This window comes from Acinetobacter sp. PW68, from assembly GCF_020982655.1.
In the GTDB taxonomy this organism is placed as follows: domain Bacteria; phylum Pseudomonadota; class Gammaproteobacteria; order Pseudomonadales; family Moraxellaceae; genus Acinetobacter; species Acinetobacter towneri_A.
Map to the genome: position 1 here is coordinate 2,383,433 of NZ_JAHZSX010000001.1, position 19,662 is coordinate 2,403,094.

18 protein-coding genes and 4 tRNA genes are annotated in these 19,662 nt (G+C 41.9%); 8 read left to right on the plus strand and 14 right to left on the minus strand.

Annotation, left to right across the window (positions count from 1 at the left end):
* The first annotated feature begins 76 nt into the window (after positions 1–76).
* Together K1T76_RS11295 and msrA are read left to right on the plus strand one after the other, a co-directional pair.
* Positions 77–544, plus strand: coding sequence for an META domain-containing protein (locus K1T76_RS11295; RefSeq protein ID WP_026438072.1), 468 nt, complete (start codon positions 77–79; stop codon positions 542–544).
* A gap of 62 nt (positions 545–606) precedes the next feature.
* A complete protein-coding gene (gene msrA, locus K1T76_RS11300) occupies positions 607–1,128 on the plus strand; it encodes a peptide-methionine (S)-S-oxide reductase MsrA (RefSeq protein WP_019836843.1) in 522 nt (173 codons plus the stop codon).
* Positions 1,129–1,198: 70 nt separating this feature from the next.
* On the opposite strand, the gene K1T76_RS11305 is transcribed toward msrA, so the two are convergent.
* From K1T76_RS11305 to K1T76_RS11330, 6 genes are all read right to left on the minus strand, one after another.
* Positions 1,199–1,843: a fumarylacetoacetate hydrolase family protein gene (locus K1T76_RS11305; protein WP_326845737.1), complete on the minus strand. Its 645-nt coding sequence runs from the start codon at positions 1,841–1,843 to the stop codon at positions 1,199–1,201.
* A 34-nt stretch (positions 1,844–1,877) separates the two neighbouring features.
* The gene (locus K1T76_RS11310) at positions 1,878–2,375 is read right to left on the minus strand and encodes a YcxB family protein (RefSeq protein WP_019836845.1); all 498 of its coding nucleotides are present in this window, start codon (positions 2,373–2,375) and stop codon (positions 1,878–1,880) included.
* Positions 2,376–2,568: 193 nt separating this feature from the next.
* A tRNA-Arg gene (locus tag K1T76_RS11315) sits at positions 2,569–2,645 on the minus strand.
* 214 nt (positions 2,646–2,859) lie between these two features.
* A tRNA-Arg gene (locus tag K1T76_RS11320) sits at positions 2,860–2,936 on the minus strand.
* Positions 2,937–2,985: 49 nt separating this feature from the next.
* Positions 2,986–3,062, minus strand: a tRNA-Arg gene (locus K1T76_RS11325).
* A gap of 15 nt (positions 3,063–3,077) precedes the next feature.
* Positions 3,078–3,167: transfer RNA gene (locus K1T76_RS11330), tRNA-Ser, on the minus strand.
* Positions 3,168–3,431: 264 nt separating this feature from the next.
* Between K1T76_RS11330 and rnr the strand changes: the two genes are divergently transcribed.
* The 5 genes from rnr (at position 3,432) to K1T76_RS11355 (ending at position 9,759) form a co-directional block, all read left to right on the plus strand.
* Positions 3,432–5,855: a ribonuclease R gene (gene rnr / locus K1T76_RS11335; RefSeq protein ID WP_230245403.1), complete on the plus strand. Its 2,424-nt coding sequence runs from the start codon at positions 3,432–3,434 to the stop codon at positions 5,853–5,855.
* Positions 5,856–6,042: 187 nt separating this feature from the next.
* Positions 6,043–8,082: a M3 family metallopeptidase gene (locus K1T76_RS11340; protein ID WP_230245404.1), complete on the plus strand. Its 2,040-nt coding sequence runs from the start codon at positions 6,043–6,045 to the stop codon at positions 8,080–8,082.
* A gap of 40 nt (positions 8,083–8,122) precedes the next feature.
* Positions 8,123–8,332, plus strand: a complete 210-nt coding sequence (locus K1T76_RS11345; RefSeq protein WP_171062592.1) for a YheV family putative zinc ribbon protein — start codon at positions 8,123–8,125, stop codon at positions 8,330–8,332.
* Between the two features lie 21 nt (positions 8,333–8,353).
* Positions 8,354–8,764: a hypothetical protein gene (locus K1T76_RS11350; protein WP_230245405.1), complete on the plus strand. Its 411-nt coding sequence runs from the start codon at positions 8,354–8,356 to the stop codon at positions 8,762–8,764.
* 101 nt (positions 8,765–8,865) lie between these two features.
* Positions 8,866–9,759: a DMT family transporter gene (locus tag K1T76_RS11355; RefSeq protein WP_230245406.1), complete on the plus strand. Its 894-nt coding sequence runs from the start codon at positions 8,866–8,868 to the stop codon at positions 9,757–9,759.
* Between the two features lie 105 nt (positions 9,760–9,864).
* On the opposite strand, the gene K1T76_RS11360 is transcribed toward K1T76_RS11355, so the two are convergent.
* From K1T76_RS11360 to K1T76_RS11380, 5 genes are all read right to left on the minus strand, one after another.
* Positions 9,865–12,072: a TRAP transporter large permease subunit gene (locus K1T76_RS11360; RefSeq protein WP_019836851.1), complete on the minus strand. Its 2,208-nt coding sequence runs from the start codon at positions 12,070–12,072 to the stop codon at positions 9,865–9,867.
* A 209-nt stretch (positions 12,073–12,281) separates the two neighbouring features.
* Positions 12,282–12,863, minus strand: a complete 582-nt coding sequence (gene rrtA / locus K1T76_RS11365; protein WP_070153792.1) for a rhombosortase — start codon at positions 12,861–12,863, stop codon at positions 12,282–12,284.
* Between the two features lie 103 nt (positions 12,864–12,966).
* Positions 12,967–14,013: a hypothetical protein gene (locus K1T76_RS11370; RefSeq protein WP_004974758.1), complete on the minus strand. Its 1,047-nt coding sequence runs from the start codon at positions 14,011–14,013 to the stop codon at positions 12,967–12,969.
* Positions 14,014–14,458: 445 nt separating this feature from the next.
* Positions 14,459–14,824: a hypothetical protein gene (locus tag K1T76_RS11375; protein WP_230245407.1), complete on the minus strand. Its 366-nt coding sequence runs from the start codon at positions 14,822–14,824 to the stop codon at positions 14,459–14,461.
* Between the two features lie 49 nt (positions 14,825–14,873).
* Positions 14,874–15,131, minus strand: a complete 258-nt coding sequence (locus K1T76_RS11380) for an FAD assembly factor SdhE (protein ID WP_004974752.1) — start codon at positions 15,129–15,131, stop codon at positions 14,874–14,876.
* Positions 15,132–15,316: 185 nt separating this feature from the next.
* On the opposite strand from K1T76_RS11380, the gene K1T76_RS11385 reads away from it, so the two are divergent.
* Positions 15,317–16,489 carry an acyl-CoA dehydrogenase family protein gene (locus K1T76_RS11385; RefSeq protein WP_019836856.1) on the plus strand — a complete coding sequence of 391 codons (1,173 nt, stop codon included), beginning with the start codon at positions 15,317–15,319 and terminating at the stop codon, positions 16,487–16,489.
* Positions 16,490–16,570: 81 nt separating this feature from the next.
* Here K1T76_RS11385 and K1T76_RS11390 read toward each other — a convergent pair whose 3' ends face one another.
* The 3 genes from K1T76_RS11390 to K1T76_RS11400 all read right to left on the minus strand — a co-directional run bounded on the left by K1T76_RS11390 (position 16,571) and on the right by K1T76_RS11400 (position 19,651).
* Entirely contained in the window at positions 16,571–18,061 is a 1,491-nt protein-coding gene (locus K1T76_RS11390) for a flavin-containing monooxygenase (protein WP_230245408.1), read from the minus strand.
* A gap of 198 nt (positions 18,062–18,259) precedes the next feature.
* Positions 18,260–18,625: a 50S ribosomal protein L17 gene (rplQ, locus tag K1T76_RS11395; RefSeq protein ID WP_004974746.1), complete on the minus strand. Its 366-nt coding sequence runs from the start codon at positions 18,623–18,625 to the stop codon at positions 18,260–18,262.
* 18 nt (positions 18,626–18,643) lie between these two features.
* Positions 18,644–19,651: a DNA-directed RNA polymerase subunit alpha gene (locus K1T76_RS11400; RefSeq protein WP_230245409.1), complete on the minus strand. Its 1,008-nt coding sequence runs from the start codon at positions 19,649–19,651 to the stop codon at positions 18,644–18,646.
* Positions 19,652–19,662 lie beyond the last annotated feature (11 nt).

Here is a 19,662-nt window from a genome sequence, read left to right on the forward strand (position 1 = left end):
AACATACAAATTCAACTAGAGCCACGGCGCATAATTTGTTTAGATAGCAACAATTTCAAAAATTAGAGATCATCTCATGTTTAAAAAATCTTTTGGTTTCGCAATATTTGCTTCAGTCATGCTTTTCTCTGGATGTGAAAATATGCCAACTCAAACGAGCACCAGCCAAATTACCGCAATCAATCAAGCTAACTTGGTACAACGTACATGGACGGCTACTCAATTGGGCAACAGTATGTTAAATACTGCAGCAAACCGCCAAAACTTGCCATATTTAAACTTTGATGCCACCACACAAACAGTCTCAGGTTCAGATAGTTGTAACCGAATCAACGCTAGCTATACCGCAGGACGTGACACCCTACAATTGGGTCAATTGGCGACCACGCGAATGGCTTGCTTAAATAACAATAACTTAGATCAGAAATTTCATGAAGCCCTGAATAAAGTCACACATTATCAGGTCTATGGTAAAACCCTGAAATTGCTAGATCGTCATGGAAATTTACTCATTCAATTTGAAACACCAACGGCTGTACGTTAATGGCTAAGTCTAACCATAAATAGGCTTAAAATGGTTGATTGATAAAATATAAGGACAAAATCATGCAACAAGCATTGTTTGGTGGCGGATGTTTCTGGTGTGTCGAAGCTGTATTTTTACAACTGCAGGGCGTAGAAAAAGTCACCAGCGGTTATGCAGGTGGACACACCTTAAACCCAAGCTATGAAGATATTTGCCGTGGCGACAGCGGACATGCAGAAGTCATTTTGATTGATTTTGATGAGCAGCAGATCAGCTATACACAATTACTTGAGGTATTTTTTGCCACACACGACCCAACCACATTAAACCGTCAGGGCAATGATGTCGGCACACAATACCGCTCTGTGATTTATTATTTAGATGCTACACAGCAACAAACTGCAGCCGAGATGATTGCAGCATTACAAGCCGAAGGTGTGAATGTGGTGACAGAACTCAGTGCAGCGCCTAAATTTTACCCTGCAGAAGACTATCATCAGAATTTTTTTGCCAAAAATCCAAATCAGGGCTACTGCAATTTTTCTATTCCACCGAAACTGAATAAATTACGCAGTAAATTTCAGCATTTACTGAAAGTATAACCTTCTCATTTAAAAGCAATTAAATAACGGTGATACTCATCTTTTAGAGTCTCACCATTTACAACGCTATTTATTTCACAAATGTCGTCCAGACAAATGCCTGAGTGCGTCCTTGTAAGGTCATCTTCAACTGATCGCCCGACTGTAATGCTGCCACTCCTGCAGGCGTACCAGTCATGACCACATCACCAGGTTCTAAACTAAACACTTGGCTAATATCTGCCAATAATGCCGCAATATCAAAAATCAATAAACTGGTATCGCCTTGCTGACGTAATTCGTCATTAATGTCCAAACGATAGTGCACGTTTTTCCAGTCCTGAATTTCCGATACATCCACCCAGTCTGCCAACACACAAGAACCATCAAACGCTTTGGCTCGTTCCCACGGCTGTCCTTTTTTCTTGAGTTCGTCCTGCAACTCACGCAAAGTTAAATCTAGACCCAAAGTCACTGCACCTACAGCATCCAATACTTTGGCAGGATCTGTGTCTGCATTTAAAGGATGGTCAATGCGTAAACTCAATTCACATTCATAGTGACAATTGCCCCAGACCTTATTCCACGTAATCCCATCACTTAAACTGCGTAAACTGCTTGGCGGTTTAATAAATAACACAGGACGATCAGGTACAGCATTACCTAATTCTTTGGCATGGTCTGCATAACTGCGACCGACACAGACAATTTTAGATGGACGTGTACTCATCATCATCCTCAAATAATTCGTAAATTGGGAAAATTAGAACTTACTTTTTAAAGGTATTTTCAAAAACCGTTTGTTCTGCAGGCAGATTAAATGCACGTTTCGGCACAATCACCACTGTACGGTTTTTCAATTCCAGCATATAGGTGAGTTTACCCACAGCGAAATTTTGCACCTCGTTATAATGAAATACCTGTTTACGACCATTGGCATACAATTCTGCATAGTCTTGAAATAAATCAATACCTTGCTCGCTTTTTCCAAATTGGTATTTGACAAACTGGCGCTTAAACATCATTGGCAAAAACCAATAACGCATTAAGGTTTGCAAGATTAAAAAGAACGCACCGAGTGCAACATAATAGCGACCTACCCCATCGAAGCCCAAATAAAAGCCCCAAGCGATAATCGCCACACTCATCAGTGGTGTAATAAAACGGGTGAATTGTTTTTTACCAAAAGTCGCAAGGGCAAAGCCGTCTTGAGATTCTTCTAAATTTAAAATATAGCGCAAAGACAATGCTGGCTGCGTGTCAGACATAAGCTCATCATCAAGTCATTCAAATTGAGCTAAATCTTACACTAGATTGAGCACATTCCTTATTTTTTTAGTGTTTATTCGCTCAAAGCCAGATGTAAAACAATAGTCATACTTTTGACACAGAAATTTCATCATTTTTAGATAGTGTAGATGCAAAAAAACCGCATCAAAAGTGCGGTTTTTTATTTCAAGTTGGTGCGCTCAGAGAGATTCGAACTCCCGACCCCTTAGTTCGTAGCCAAGTGCTCTATCCAGCTGAGCTATGAGCGCGACGACTTGATGGGGTGCATTATACGTGTTTTTGTCTGGCTGTTAAGTATTAATTCATCATTTTGCAATCAAATGCACAGATATTCGACGATTCAAAAAATTTTACCGAAATACAATTATTGCATTGGCTTAGCTTCGGGTAAATGCAGATACACACTATATCAGCAAATTTCAGGCACAAAAAAACCGCATTTAAGCGGTTGATTGTTCAAGTTGGTGCGCTCAGAGAGATTCGAACTCCCGACCCCTTAGTTCGTAGCCAAGTGCTCTATCCAGCTGAGCTATGAGCGCATTACTTGTTTGCCAATTTAGGCGATACGTTACTGTTCAGTTTACTTATTGGTGCGCTCAGAGAGATTCGAACTCCCGACCCCTTAGTTCGTAGCCAAGTGCTCTATCCAGCTGAGCTATGAGCGCGACATAAGTAAAGCGTGGCGGTGAGAGAGGGATTCGAACCCTCGATACAGTTACCCGTATGCGTCCTTAGCAGGGACGTGGTTTCAGCCACTCACCCATCTCACCGTAACGTGCCGCCATAATACAAATTAAGTGCTAGCACTGCAAGCTTAGACACCACAATTTTTGCATATTTTTGCTCAATTAAATATTTTTTAAACAATTTTCAGGATTCATCACCACAATTGCGCCTGAACTTTTGGCAATCACTACACAAAAACCAGAAACATCGTAAAATAACGACAGAAAACACATTATTGCAATCATTTACGTGCAGTCTTCACGTACATGACTTATGCTAAACCTACCTTCTGACATGAAGCTTATTCCATGATGAAAAATTGGGTCGATCCTGAAGCGAAAGCTGAAGCCGAACGTTACGAAAATCCTATTCCAAGCCGTACCTTAATATTAGAAACTATTGAAACACTGCAAGCGGCACAGTCACATGCAGACTTGGTTGAGCATTTCGCCATTGCCGATCAAAAAAGTATTGATGCGTTAAGCCATCGTTTAATTGCCATGGTGCGTGATGGTCAGCTCATGAAAGATGGATTCAAGTTCCAGCTTGCTGCAGAACAACCGACTCATGACGCCACGGTGTACATCAACAGTAAAGGTTTAGGCACAGCCAATATTGCAGGTCATGAAGATATTTTATTGCCTGAACGTGAACTACGTTTGGTGTTTAATGGCGATCAAGTCAAAGTCCGCCAGACTTCGGTAGATCGTAAAGGCAAGGCATGGGGCTTTATTACAGAAGTCACTCAGCGTCGTGTCAAACAAATCATTGGTAAATTGTCAGAATACGATGGTGAATATTTTATTCAGCCCGCCCAACCAAATAGCCATCAACCCATTACCCTTGAAAAAGAACTAATTGAACATGCCCAAGTTAAACTGGGCGATTCTGTTCGCATTGCCATTGACGACTATCCAACCCGTGAAGAATTCGCCACAGGACATATTATTCAGTCGATGGCAGACAAAGCTGATACTGAAATTATTATCCCGCAAACCATTTTAGAATTTGGTCTGCCCTATGAATTTCCTGAAGATGTCATTCAGGAAGCCGAAAGCTTTCAGGAACCGACTGCCCAAGATCGTGAAGGACGTATTGATTTACGCGATTTACCCTTAGTCACCATTGATGGTGAAGATGCCCGCGACTTTGACGATGCGGTGTACGCCGAAAAACGTCCAGGCGGTGGCTACCGAGTCGTTGTCGCCATTGCCGATGTCAGCCATTATGTCCGCTCAGGCAAACCATTAGATAATGAAGCTCAGGAACGTGGGACTTCGGTGTATTTCCCACATTTTGTATTGCCAATGTTGCCTGAAGCTTTATCGAATGGCTTATGTTCACTCAATCCGCAGGTTGACCGTTTATGTATGGTCTGTGATTTAAAACTGTCACGCGCAGGTCGAGTCACAGGTTTTGAATTCTATCCATCGGTCATGCATTCTAAAGCACGTCTAACCTATACCCAAGTGGCACAATATTTTGAGGGTGATAGTGCGGCAATTCCAGAAGATCGGGAGGTGCGCAAATCATTAAACACTCTGTTCCAACTGTATCAAGTGCTGAAAGGCTTACGTGCCGAACGTCATGCCATGGAGTTTGAGACCGTTGAAACCTACATGACCTTTGATGAGTTAGGTGGAATTAAAGAAATTTTGCCCCGCACCCGTAACGATGCACATAAACTGATTGAAGAATGTATGTTACTCGCCAACGTCGCAGCAGCAGAATATGCACTCAAACATGATGTGCCGATGCTGTACCGTGTGCATGAACCGCCAGAGTTTTCACGTATTCAAAAAGTCCGTGATTTTGTCAAATTACTTGGGCTACATTTCCCAGAACAACCAACTCAGGCCGACTATCAAGCGGTGATTGAAGCCACTAAAGATCGTATTGATGCGCCAAGTATTCACGCGGTGTTATTACGCTCCATGATGCAGGCCTATTATGGTGCCAACAATGCAGGACACTTTGGTTTAGCTTATGATGCCTACACGCATTTCACTTCACCAATTCGCCGCTACCCTGACCTGTTATTACACCGTGCCATTAAAGCACATTTACGACACAAGCCATCCCCACTTTCGGGCGCAGCTTTAGATGATGCAGGAGAACATTATTCTGCAACTGAACGTCGTGCCGATGAAGCCTCGCGCTCTGTCACGACATGGCTAAAATGCCACTATATGCAGCAGCATTTAGGTGAAGAATTTGTGGGCATAATTTCTGCAGTGGCAGAATTCGGTCTATTTGTTACGCTCAAAGACCTTTATGTCGATGGTATGATTCATGTCAGCCAGTTAGGCGATGACTTCTTTGTATTTGATCAAGCAAGTCAAAGTCTAATTGGACAAGCACGTGGTCAAAGCTTTAGCTTAGGCGATGAAGTCAAAATTAAAGTGGCGGCTGTGAATTTAGAAGACCGCAAAATTGATTTTGAACTTATGCAACAACTCACCCATGCAGGTCGTGCTATTCGTATGCGCGCACCTCGCGTGGCAAAACCATTCAGCCGTGAAGCCACCGAAGAAGTTTTTTCTGAGCGTCCAAGCAAGGCGACTTTAAGTGAAAACGGTGAGCAACCTGTGACAAAGAAAAAGCAAAAAAACAAACCGAGTTCTTATGGTAAAAAAACCTCAGCGAAGTCGGAAATAAAACCGAAAGAAAAAACCAAGAAAAAGACTAAAGAGAAAAAGAAAAAAGCCAATGCCAAGTCTAAATTTGACTAGCATCGGCTTTTTTCCAACCACTTCAAAAAGAGCTACGGCTCTTTTTGTTTTTTGGGATCGCCTCAAACAGCCATATTCTGACAAAGTTATCACCTTGATTAGCTAAATCTGCCCTTTTGCCTTGATTTCAGCCCTCAAAAGCCCTACATCTATTAATCATGAAAGAAATTTAGATGGCATTCAAAAAATGAAATTACAGCAAGCAACTTTACCTGTTCCACAGTTTGATCAAATTACACTGGCAGATTTAAAACAAAAAATTGAGCATGCTATTCAGCAGGGACAAAGCTTTTTAAATAAGCTGACTGCAGTACCTGAAAGTATTACGGCGCAATTAAGTGTTTTAGAACAGATTGATCAGCTCGAAAATAATATGAGCGAAGCATGGGGCGTGCTGTCACATTTAAATGCGGTCATGAATAATACTGAAACGCGTGAAGTGTATCAGGCGTTATTACCCAATTTAAGTGACTACTATACTCGGCTTGGTCAGCACACGGTGTTATATCAAACTTATCAACATATTCACGATGCCAACACCTTTAAAGATTTGCCTGCTGCACAACAAAGCGCAATTCAACTGGCCTTGCGAGACTTTAAACTATCAGGCGTGGCCTTAGAAGGCGAAGCCAAAAAACGCTATGCTGAAATTTCAGCACGTTTATCGCAACTGTCATCGGACTTTTCCAATCATGTCTTGGATGCTACTCAAGCCTATTACAAAGTATTGTCAGAAGATCAGCTCAAAGGTTTACCGCCAAGCAGCGTTGAATTGCTGAAACAATATGGTCAGCAACGCGAGCTAGAACAACCTGTGGCAACACTGGATATTCCTGCCTATTTAGCCATTATGACCTATGCCGATGATCGTGCTTTGCGCGAAACCTTGTATCAGGCATACACTACTCGCGCGTCCGATCAATCAGCCCAGTCTGAATTTGACAACACCCCGATCATGGAAGAAATCTTGCGTTTACGTCAAGAAATGGCGCAATTGCTCGGTTTTAACAACTATGCAGAATTATCCCTTGCCAGCAAAATGGCACCAAGTGTCGAAGCAGTCGATCAATTCTTGCGTGAACTGGCAGAACATGCGCGAGCACCCGCTGAACAAGAAATTGCCGAACTCAAAGCCATTGCAGCTCAAGATGGGATTGATACCTTGCAACCATGGGATACAGGCTACTATTCTGAAAAATTAAAATTACAGAGATTTAACCTTTCACAAGAAATGTTAAAGCCATATTTCCCTGCACCAAAAGTAGTTGAAGGTCTGTTTAGCATCGTTAAGCGTTTATACAATGTCGATATTATTGAACGCGCTGCCCCTGTTTGGCACCCTGATGCACGTTATTTTGAACTTGAAGAGCAAGGTCAAGTGATTGGTGGTTTTTACTTTGATCTATATGCCCGTACCGGCAAACGCGGCGGCGCATGGATGAGTGGTTTCCGCTCCCGCATGCAATTGGCACAGGGTTTACAAAAACCAATTTGCTATATGGTGTGTAACTTTACCCCGCCTGTGGCAGATCAACCCGCGCTTTTAACGCATGATGAAGTCATCACCCTATTCCATGAATTTGGACATGGCTTACATCACATGCTGACTGAAGTAGATAATATTGCTGTGGCAGGTACACACGGTGTCGCTTGGGATGCGGTGGAATTACCAAGCCAATTCATGGAATTCTGGACTTGGGATCAAGACAGTTTAGATATGCTGAGTGCGCATATTGAAACCCAAGACACCCTGCCTGAACATCTGCTTAAAGCGCTGTTAGATGCACGTTTCTTCCAGTCGGGAATGCAAAGCCTGCGCCAAATTGAATTTGCCCTGTTCGATTTAAGTATTCACCGCAGCAACCCTGCTTTAAATGCAGAACAGATTCAAGCTATGCTGAATGATATCCGCCAAAACTATGCCGTTGCGCCAACTACAGCCTACAACCGCTTCCAGCACAGCTTCAGCCATATTTTCGCAGGCGGTTATGCTGCAGGATATTATTCATACAAATGGGCAGAGGTTTTAGCCAGCGATGCCTTTGATCGCTTTGAAAATGAAGGGCTATTTAATACCGAAACGGGTAAGCAGTTTAGACAGTTTATTCTAGCAGTTGGCGGAAAAGATTCAGCCCTTGACGCATTTATCAATTTCCGCGGACGCGAGCCAAAAATAGACGCACTATTACGTCATCAAGGTTGGACGAACACAGTTAAAACCGCTTAAACTATGAACTTTAGATGAAGTTAGGGGAGTCGTGATGACCATTAAACGTCGTTTCATTGCAGGCGCAAAATGTCCAAAATGTCAGGCGATGGATCGGGTTGTCATGCTCACCGCTGGCGAAGCTGAATGGATCGAATGCATCGAGTGTGATTATACGGAAAACCGTCCAACACATATTGATGAACCTGAAATCCCAGAGGTTTCAGATGAAATTGGGGTGATCCAGTTTAAGCCGCGTCAGTCAAAGTAAAACAATAAGGTTCAACAACGCATGACTGAAGATCAACGACATAACCCTAAGCTTTTATGGGCGATTACGGGCGGGTTAATTATTGTCATTATTGCCGTATTTATCTTTCAATGGATGGGTGAGAGCGACAATACTGCGCCTATAGAAACTGCCCCAACTACGGCGCCTGTAGCGAAAGCTGTACCTGCTGAAGCAACGCCATTGCAAGAAGATGAAGCAGCACCAAAACAGTTGGTCACAGAAGATTTACTCAAAGCGCCTGTATCTGAAAATGCAGCCCTTGTCAAAGAAGAAGTGGCTAAATTAGATGACATTCAAAATCAGCTGAATGATCAACGTGCCTTATTAAAACAGCAACATAGTGATGCCGATGAGTTGATTAAACTGAAAGAAGAGCAAATCAAAATACTGGAAGCCCAACTGGCACAGTAAGCCTCCTCTGCTTCACATCAGTCATTTTAAAATACGATAAATGGTCAGTGTTGTAGCCAATTTAAGCTAGAATAGCCTGAGGTTATTCTGGCTTTATTTGTATGACATCTTCTGGTTCTGCCCAACAAAATTTGCTCAAAGCAATTATGCTGTTAACCTGCTCTGCCTTTCTGTTTTCGCTCATGGGGGTCTGCGTTCGTTACGCCTCAGAAACGGTTGATAATGCCACGGTGGTATTTTTCCGTAACTTTATTGGTTTGTTTATTTTTATCCCGTTCATTTTCAATAAAGGCTTGGGCTTTTTTAAAACTGAAAAGTTATGGATGCACACTTGGCGTTCAGTGGTCGGATTAACCGCCATGTATGGTTTTTTCTACGCAATTGCCAATCTAAAACTGTCCAATGCGATGGTCTTTACCTATTCATCGCCTATTTTTATTCCCCTAATTGCATGGCTATTCCTTAAAGAAAAAATCACCAAACCAATGTTATGGGCTGCATTTATTGGTTTATTTGGCGTGTTATTTGTCTCCAAACCCGATGCAGGTATGTTTAATAGTATGTCCGCTGTTGGACTCAGTGCCAGTTTTTTAGCAGCGATGGCTTTTGTCACAGTACGCGCCCTGACTCAAACAGAACCTCCTGAACGCATTGTGTTTTATTTTTGCATGATTGGGACACTCATTTCTGTTGTACCTATGTTTTGGTCATGGCGCCCCTACAACTTAAAAGAATTGAGTTTTTTAATTGGTGCAGGATTACTGGCCAATATCAGTCAGATCTTTATGTCCAATGCCTACCGTCTTGCCCCTGCAGGGCAAATTGGTCCTGTAAATTACATTGCGATTATTTTTGCAGGGATTTGGGGCTTTAGCTTTTGGCATGAAACGCCAGACTTATTTAGTTTAATTGGCTTTGCCCTGATTTTGCTTGCCATTATTTTGTGCAGTCCACTGTTACAAAAACACCTGAATCATCACTCCCCGCATTCATAATGCTGCTTTGTATTCCCTGCATATCAACCTATTAAAAAAACACCCCATAGCGAACTACAGGGTGCTGTTAAATAATAAGATGACAGTGATTAAGTATCCATGTGCTTATTCATACCAGCCGAATAGCTTAAATGCATACGGTGCATAGGCAATAATCAACATCGCAGGAAGCATCACAATCATAGGCAAAATCCAACGCTCATAACGATAATAGAACGATTTATGACGAACTTCTGCATCGGCTGCAGCGACTTCTTCATCTCCAATCGACTGCCTTGCCAATAAGTGATTCAGCGCTACAGGTGGCGTCACATAGCCTAATTCAAAACCAATTAGGGTAATCATCCAGAAATGCGCAGGATGAATCCCATATTGATAAGCTACAGGCGCAACCGTTGCAGAAATTAGAATCACCGCACCGAATGGATCCATAATCATGCCCACAAAAATCATGAGGGCAACAATCAGGCTAATCACAATAAAGATGCTGCTAATGTCTGTTGGAAACGCTTCCATAATTTCAATGCGTTCTAAATAGCCGCCCACACTGACTGAAAGCGCCATCAAAATCACCAATGCCCCAATATGACCCACCGTTTCACTGGTCGATAAATGCAGTGCTTTGAAAAAACCATATTGACGCAATGGTGAATCAGGTGCGGTCAATAATGAACGCTCAGATGAAGCTGTTGTCTGTTGTGCTGTAGGCTTATAATCAAAACTCTGATCCCACTGCCCCATGGCTGGAATAGGTGCAGGTTCATGGCGCAATTTATCAAATAGCACCATCATCAATAAAATAACCGGCATCATGACAGGAGCAGTAAATTCATTCATATTGGTGTCTAAAGCATATTTATAGAACAGCCAAATCAACACAAAAATAAGGATATAGGGCATTACAGGGCCAATAGCACGTAGGGACAATGGCGCAGCTATTCTTGGTGCAGCAATGCGGAATTTATTTTCAGCAAAGAACAACGAAATCACTAAAAACAGGGTTGAAGTCAAGAGAAACACATACAAACCATAGTGATATAGCATGTCCGTTGTGACTTCTTTGTTCAGCGATGCCACCACAACAATTAATAGGCAAGGGCGAAGCACCACCCCCATTGAACCCGACATGGCAGTTGCCGCTAATGCAAACTGACGTCGTCCACCCGCATTCCAAACCTCTTTATAAATGATCGCACCTGCGGCAATGACAAAAATCCCCGATGCACCGGTATAAGCCGTCGGCAATGCTGCGGCAATCAAAATCAGCCAAGTCAAGGTTTCAGGTGCCAAATTCCACGGTCGAAGAATATTCAGGAACAAATCCACAATTCGGGTTTGTTTGAGCAACATCCCCGCCCAAATAAACAAAGCCAAGTTCAAGAAAATACTAGAGAATTCGACCAACTGGCCCAGGTATATCCCTTGCCCCATTGGATAGTCCATCAGGAAGGTAAAGGAGAAACCTGTACTAATTGCCATATAGGCATACAAAGGTACACTCAGGAAAGCAAGACCTAAACTACCGCCTTCACGGGTCGGTGCAGGTGGCTTAATAAGCTGGAATAAACTAATTAAAGTCAGAGTTGCAAACAGAATCATCCACATCCAGTAAATGATTTGCGTTTCACCACTCATTGGCACGCCTGAATCGAGTACTGAACGATATTGACTGATACTTGACGAGGTTAAGAAACCATTCGCCACCACCATTAAAGTCGAATACACCATAAAATCAATTTTGGTCGCAGGGCCACGTAAACCAATGTGATGGGTTTTTAAAGTGGCACTGATCGCGGCAAAGACCACCATCAACACCAATAAAATGGCACGGTTTTCAGTACCAAATTTAAAAATACCAAAAAAAGAGGTTTCAATGTTTCGATACATTTTCAAGCTTGGATGGGCTTGAATATGCTGAATCGCCTGATCATGAAATTGAAATTTTTCTTCACAAATTTGTTTGGCTGCCAAAATGGAAGCGCGGACATCGGATTCAGAGGCAGTGCCAAAAATATCGGCAAACTCATCAGCAGCATTGGCTTGCATTTGGGCATGTACCTGCGCATCGATATTGGGGTTGCGTTCGCAGTCAGGTGTAGTGGGTTCGGCACGCAAAAACGAATACTGCATACCCGTTGCAGGATCACCATATAGTCGTTCACCCATACGCAACAACTGACCATGTACCATTTCACCTGTACCAATAACGAGGGTCAGTAGCAACAAGATCAAAATAACGAATGTAGAAATCCATTCTGTCCATATATGTCTGAGCAAAGCCAAGCCAGACCTGCGTTGTCCGTTATTGTGCATATATTTTCCTGTTTTTATTCTATGCAGAAACCGAGACACTCGAATTTCTGTCTGTCCTTATTCAACGGAATATCCATCTTCCATCGAGCATTTTTGCATTCAGTTTAAATGTGAATGAACGTCGTTATTTTTAAAATGACAATATAGATTTTCTTTTAAGTAAAAATGGTCAATTGTGAGATTTTTTGTGAGTCCTTTCCGATGTAAATTTAATGCGAATCAATGCAATAGACCCAACCAATATAAGCGAGTGCAAAAATTACTCCCCAAATCACTCCCAATAAATGTGCCTCAACTAATACAGGACTTCCGATTAATTCTGCTGTACCCAAACTGCCCAAAGTATTTTCCCAAATCAATTTAGATAAAATAAGCAGCAAGACCAATGCGGCAAAACCACGTTCTTTTTTATAGAGCAAATGCACACACGCCACCGCCACATAAGCACCATGCAATACCCCAGAAAGCCCTGCATAGGCATCAACATCGGTAAGCAAGTAAAAGAAACTCAGACTAATCGCTGGCGGTAGTAGCAGCAAAAGCGCCACAAAATGCCCTATTTTGGCATGCGGGAAAATAAAAGGTAAACAGGCAAAGGCGATCATATTGAGTAAATAATGAATCCAACCCACATGCACCCAATGCCCTGTCCATAAACGCCAGAATTCATCCAATAAATGTGTAGACCAATAAATAAAATGCTCTGCAAAAATCTGCAAACATGCCGAAACCGACATACATGCCGCAATAAACACAATTTTTCGACTGAGAAATTGAGATGAATATTGCATAGGCGCTTGCATCCTCCAAATTATTCTTGTTATGTGCTTCGGCAAACGGATTGCCCAATCCTAAAACTTCTTGTCTATATTGAATTGGGCAATCTTGATATTTTTACAATTGAGCTGCCGTATCCTCATTAAATAAATCATCTAATTCAGATGAATCATCTTGCTCATCCCAGAAACGTTGCTGATCACCCGTACGCACACCTGTATGTTCAGTCCAGTAACGGTCTGAAATTCCTTGTACCATGCTTCCCGCCATGGCATCAATCAATTTAAATTGTGGATTTACAGGTTTTTCGTCACTGCGTGCATTAGAAAAGGCTTTGAGTGCATCGCGGATTTTGGCATCTTCACCACTGGCTTGGGCAGCAACCGCATATAAAGCGTGTGATAAACGCACGCCTTTATTTTCACCAATTTGCATCGACTGCTTTAAGGTTTGATAAGGATCAGGTTTACCATCTCCCGCACCAGGAAGCAAAGTCCATATTACTGCACGTGTGGCCTCTGGTGCACCCCAGAATTTTTCATTATTTAAACAGGTCATGCCACGTTCAACAATCGCGGCAATGTCTTTAGGCACATGCACTGCCCCGCCTGAATTAATATCATTGGTCATGGCTTGCAAGCCACTCAACATCCCCAACATATACACGGTTTGATCAATATCACTGTTCATTTTTGGACAACCTTCGCCCAAAGGTTTCCGGTATTTCTTTTCCCAACGATGCTGAAATAATTGATAGCCTGTGTATTGACGCTGTGCAGCCAAAGCTGCCCAACGCTTTTGCTGAATCCGCGCATCTTGCGCTTCGCCCACTTGCCCTGCTTTTGCTGCACGTAAATAACGCAATTCAGCATCTAAAGCTTTTTCTTCGGCACAAATGCCTGCCGCCGAGTACATCAGTACCGCAACACGGGTTGGGTCTGCGCCCATATCTTTGGTGGCCATAATGGCGGGGGTTAAAGAATTACCAGAATTACACACCATTTCAGCATCTTCCATTGCTAAAATAGGCGGCACGATATGTTTTTCAGTAAATCCAAGAGCGACATTGGCTCCTGTTTTGATCACTTGTGAACAACCTGATAATAATAAACTTGTGATTGCAAATACGGCCACACCCTGGCCTATTTTTTGGACTTGCGACATTTTCCTGTCCTCTATAATTGTGTTTATGTCCATTGCAACAAACATAGCAGAAGCAATATCTGAATAAAAGCGACTACTTGCTGCTTCAGATGGATAACTGTGCCATGTTTTAAAGTGACTAAAATTGACCAAAATCTGTCATCCGACAAAATTTAGGCAAAAAAAAGTAGCATTGCGACGGTTCAGCACATGCTACTTATTAACTGGTGCCCAATTCGGGCTTATCTTAAAAAATCTTTTAGTCAAATTTAAATCTGTGCATTTCAGCAATGTGATTGCTATTGATCTACAATTGTCTAGAGTTAATATAACTGAAAATAGCGATTGGTGTAATCTTATATGCCAATATAAAATGACTGGTCAGGGCATGAAAAATAGATGATAATTTTATCATTATGATAATTATTGTTTTTTTAATTAATAAAAATATACAACTGTCTGCAAATTAGAACATTTTCGCCAATACTTTTAGCGCTTTCCACTGCGTCTTAGAAACCTGATCACACCAAATCACCACAGGTTTAACAGCTTGCTGAAATTCCAAGACGATATAAATTTGATGATCTATCACCTGATGCAATTCCACACGCTGAATTTCTGTTTGACGAGCTGTACTTTTAATCTGTTGTGATACTACACGAGGCACGAGATAGGAAATTGACCATTCACGGTCATCTAATTGATCTAAGCCAAGAATTCGGTTTGCACGAACAAACTTAAAATATGTCCAACCTATAATGACAATACATATAACGCTTAGCCATGGCGTTAACATTTGCAGCAAAAGCCAAACGATGAGTAGAGCGATCATCAGCTGAAACACTATTGCGATGAGACTAGGTTTCAGCTGAAACTGCTGTTTAGCCATGCACATAATGTTTCAGTTTACGAATAAAATCTTTCAACTCAGGACGTGGTGGCTCAGACACTTCCATAAACCAATCCAATAAATCTGGGTCTTCCTGCTCAACCAAATCGGCAAACATTTGTTTTTCTTCCGCACTGGCAGTCAGATAATGATTTTTCACATACGGGTCAAAATAGACATCAATTTCCTTTAAACCACGACGGGCACGGTAAATCACTTTGCGTTCTTCTAAGCTGATGTCATCACTCATGCGGATTCCCCATTCAAAATAAACTCAGGCTAGTTTAACCGACCCCTTTTAAAGTTTCGATGACTTTTATGCAGCATTGACCAAAAGCATCATATTGCATCTGCAATTGAAACTTTTGCACCTTGTTCACCCCTATGAATTCTTCTAAGGTGAATTCAAAATAACAACATCAGGAAGATGAAACAATGCAATCTGCCGCTATTCGCCCCATTGCTAATATGTTGCCGCGCACCTTATTCAATACTGAACACGACAGTTTTCGTGATTTGGTACGAAAATTCTATTTACAAGAAGTCATCCCCCATACTGAAAAATTTGAAGCACAGCAGCATGTAGATCGTGAGCTTTGGCGTAAAGCAGGTGCTTTGGGTTTGCTGTGTAGCACCATGCCTGAAGAATATGCAGGTTCAGGGGTAGACCGCTTATACAGCATGATTTTGATTGAAGAACAAGCTTATGCAGGCGACAGTGCCACAGGTTTTTCACTGCATTCAGATATTGTTGCCAATTACATTCATAACTTTGGCACGACTGAACAAAAACAACACTGGTTACCTCGTATGGCAACTGGCGAAGTGATCACCGCGATTGCCATGACTGAACCCGGTACAGGTTCAGACTTACAAGCTGTACGCACCTCTGCGGTATTGGATGGCGATGAATACTTGATTAATGGTTCTAAAATTTTTATTACCAACGGCTATTTATGCGACATGGCGATTGTGGTGTGTAAAACAGCGAACACAGACAAAGGTTCAGCCAATCTGTCTTTAATACTGGTAGAAGCGGATCGAGCTGGATTTAGCAAAGGCAAACCACTGAATAAAATTGGCATGAAAGGTCAGGACACTTGCGAATTATTTTTTGATAATGTCCGCGTGCCTCGCAGCAATTTATTAGGCACAGAAGGCATGGGCTTTATCATGTTGATGAAAGAACTGGCTTGGGAGCGCTTGATTGTCGCGATAATTTGTCAAGCAGGTGCGGAAGCTGCTTTTGCGCATACACTGCAATATACTCAGCAACGACAAGCCTTTGGCAAAAGCATCCAAAGCTTTCAAAATACACGCTTTAAACTGGCAGAATTACGCACCGAAATTGATTTTTGTCGTGCTTTTTTAGATCAATGTATGCTGTCACAACTTCAAGAACAACTCAGTGTCGAAGCTGCTGCAGCTGCCAAATATAAAATTTCAGAGATGTATTCCAAAGTGGTAGATGAATGTCTACAACTGCATGGTGGCTATGGTTATATGCTTGAGTATCCAATTGCACGTGCTTACTTAGACAATCGGGCCAATCGTATTTATGCAGGTACCAATGAAATTATGAAAGAGCTGATTTCACGTTCTTTATAAAATATCTACCACAACATGAAAATGGCGCAAGAGATTTTAAATCCCTTGCATCATAATCATACAACTTTCGCACCCGACAATTTAAGATACTAATTTAGGTTTACGCAGCTGTACAGGCACAGTCTGTTTGAACTTTAAAATACCATCTTCAAAACTTGCCTGTTTTAAGGTTTTGCGATCTTCTAAGTAGTTATTTGTCACTCGCCATGGTGCATGTTTGCCTTGCTTCGGCATCACATCAGCAGCACGTGCGATATAGCCCGAACTCAAACTGCCCATTACCGTATCTTCCAATAACTCTGTTTGGTCACCTTGAGGAATTACCTCGTCATAACCTTGTCGATCCATATAATTGAGCAAACGACAAATATAATCAGCAGCCACATCCACTTTCAGTGTCCAAGACGCATTAATATAGCCAATAATCATTGCAATATTCGGTACATCACTCAGCATCACACCTTGATATAGCATGTGCTTCGATGTGTCCAAAGGTTCACCATCAATCGTGGCTTGAATACCGCCTAGAATTTGAATATTCAAACCAGTAGCAGACACAATAATATCAGCATCCAAATGCTTACCTGATTTTAATTGCACACCAGTTTCGGTAAATCTATTTATTAGATCCGTTTCAATCGAGGCATGACCTTCGCGCAAAATCTTAAATAAATCACCATCGGGCACGACACATAAACGTTGATCCCACGGATTATAATGTGGCGTGAAATGCTTCATATCTACCTTGCCCTTGAGCTGGATTTGGATGGATTTCAATAACAAAGTACGCAGTAATTTCGGCTGCTTTTGCGCTAAAACATAAATGGCGCGTTGCATGCCAATGTTACGTGCACGGGTGATTTTATATGCAATATCTTCAGGCAAAACTTTACGCATTTGCTGATAAACGAAGTCCATTGCAGGCACAGAAGCTATATAAGTCGGTGAGCGTTGTAGCATAGTGACATGCGCTGCACCACCTTTCGACATAGCAGGTACCAAGGTAATGGCTGTTGCACCACTGCCTATAATTAACACCTTTTTACCACGATAGTCTAAATTCTCAGGCCAGTGCTGTGGGTGGATAAATGTGCCTTTAAATGCCTGCTGATTCGGGAAATCTGGCTGAAAACCATGATCGTAATTGTAATATCCTGTACAGCCTATAACAAAATTAGCCACCCAATTTTCAATCTGCTGTGCTGCATTTTCAATACGTAGTGTCCAATTTCGTGTTTGAGAATTATAATTGGCAGATAGCACACGATGCTGAAAATGAATTTTTGAATGCAAGGCTTTTTCTTGAATGACTTCCGCTAAATAGCCTTTAATAGATGCACCATCGGCAAGTACATTGGTTTTTTTCCAAGGTTTAAAATTATAACCAAAGGTCGACATATCCGAATCAGAACGAATACCAGGATATTGAAATAAATCCCAAGTGCCACCAATATTTTGACGACGCTCAATAATTTCAAAAGAACGCTGTGGGCACTTCTGAATCAAATGTGCAGCTAAACCAATGCCAGAAATCCCTGCCCCAATAATTAATATATCAACCTGCTTATCCATGTTTATTATCCAGTTTGAATCATGTTTTTTATTAAAGCACATATTTGACAATACACAATGTCAAGTTAAGCAAAAGTCACTTAAATTTATATCAATTCGGGACAATTTAATATTTTTGATATTGAACTTATTTTTTTCATAAAAAAAGACCGGTAAAACCGGCCTTTTTCTGAACAACGTGCGTTATTCTTGGCGAAATTATTTAACTTCGCGATCTACAAGCTCAACGTAAGCCATCGGTGCAGCATCACCCGCACGGAAGCCCGCTTTAAGAACACGTAGATAACCGCCGTTACGCTCTTTGTAACGAGGGCCAAGAACGGTAAATAATTTACCAACAGTTGCTGCTGAACGAGTACGAGCAAACGCTAAACGACGGTTTGCTACTGTATCGTTTTTAGCTAAAGTGATTAAAGGCTCAGCAACACGACGTAATTCTTTTGCTTTAGGAACAGTTGTTTTGATTAACTCGTGTTCGAACAAAGAATTAGCCAAGTTTTGGAACATCGCTTTGCGATGGCTGCTTGTACGGCCTAATTTCACACCACTATTACGATGACGCATGGTGATAGTCCTACTTAATTAACGGCTACGATAGGCGAAACGATCGTCCATACGGAGACTAGCCGGTGGCCAGTTCTCTAAACGCATGCCGAGCTGTAAGCCTTTAGAAGCCAGAACATCTTTGATCTCTGTAAGCGATTTTTTACCCAAGTTAGGCGTTTTAAGTAGCTCAACTTCAGTACGCTGTACAAGATCACCAATGTAGTAAATATTTTCTGCTTTCAAACAGTTAGCAGAACGAACAGTAAGCTCTAGATCATCTACTGGACGAAGCAAGATAGGGTCAACTTCTTCACGAGGCTCTTGAGCAACAGGAGTTTGATCTTTCTGAAGATCAACAAAAATTGCAATTTGTTGTTGCAAGATTGTTGCCGCTTTGCGGATCGCTTCTTCTGGATCAACTGTACCATTGGTTTCAAGATCAATGATCAACTTGTCAAGGTCAGTACGTTGTTCTACACGCGCATTTTCTACGATGTAAGACACACGTTTGATTGGGCTATAAGAAGCATCTAACTGCAAACGACCTACAGGGCGAGTTTCGCCTTCTGGGAAACGTGAGTCAGATGTTTCATAACCACGACCTTGAGCAACTTTCAGGCGCATTTTTAAATTGCCTGTAGCACTTAAAGTGCCGATCAAGTGTTCAGGGTTAACCACTTCAACATTATGAGGTAAACGAAGGTCTGCAGCAGTAACATCGCCTGGACCTTGTTTTTCCAATGTCAAATAAGCTTCATTTTGATCGAACAGCTTAATAGACAATCCTTTCAGGTTCAGCAAGAGCTCGACGATGTCCTGCTGCAAGCCTTCCAAAGTACTGTACTCGTGCTCGACACCTTCAATTTCAACTTCTACCACAGCTGCGCCAGGTAAAGAAGAAAGAAGGATGCGACGTAAAGCATTACCAAGAGTATGACCAAAGCCACGCTCTAATGGTTCTAGAATAACTTTTGCCGAGGTCCCGCTTGCCGCTTCGACCTTGATCGCTTGCGGAGTTAGAAACTCATTTGCAGTACGCGTCATTATTGCTACCT